Here is a 491-nt window from a genome sequence, read left to right on the forward strand (position 1 = left end):
TATATCGGTAGTGCTGCACGAACCACCCGCAAGTTCCGCACCTTCGGCCAGGGCCGTAGTTCTCCACCAGCACAGGCAATTCCCGAAGGGCCAAGCACTCCCTCGCTGTAGCCTGTGCCCAGGCCCAGCCGTTGACGAACCCCTCCTGTTTCGCCGTGTAGGTGTGGGCGTTGACCAGCTCCTCCAGCTCCGGGTTATCCCCCATGATGGAGAGCACCGCGGCGGCGGCCTCCTGTTCGCTGTCCAGGCGCATATAAGCGGGGCTGTCGGTGCAAGCCTCAAACATGACCAGCAGGCTATCCACAGCAGCACACCCCCATACACAGCCCCAGGGCCAGCTTGAAGCCGTTTACAAAGCCCTGGCACTCCATAGCTACCCCGTAGCTGTCCACGTCCACCTCGTCGCCCACAGCGTCCACAAGGGCGCGGCGGGTTTGCTCTGTCTCCTCCCTGCGCTGGTAGTAGTCGCACAGGCTGGGGCCGTCCATCGT

At 63.3% G+C, this 491-nt stretch carries 2 protein-coding genes; both read right to left on the minus strand.

Going from position 1 to position 491, the window contains the following annotated elements; translation table 11 throughout:
• On the minus strand, nt 1-304 hold a 304-nt coding region (locus HMPREF0372_RS09615; protein ID WP_007491547.1), incomplete at its 3' end, for a hypothetical protein.
• Nucleotides 297-491 (minus strand): hypothetical protein (locus HMPREF0372_RS09620; protein WP_007491548.1); only part of this gene is annotated, 195 nt, incomplete at its 5' end. The genes HMPREF0372_RS09615 and HMPREF0372_RS09620, both read right to left, overlap by 8 nt.

This window comes from Flavonifractor plautii ATCC 29863, from assembly GCF_000239295.1.
Classification (GTDB): Bacteria; Bacillota; Clostridia; order Oscillospirales; family Oscillospiraceae; genus Flavonifractor; species Flavonifractor plautii.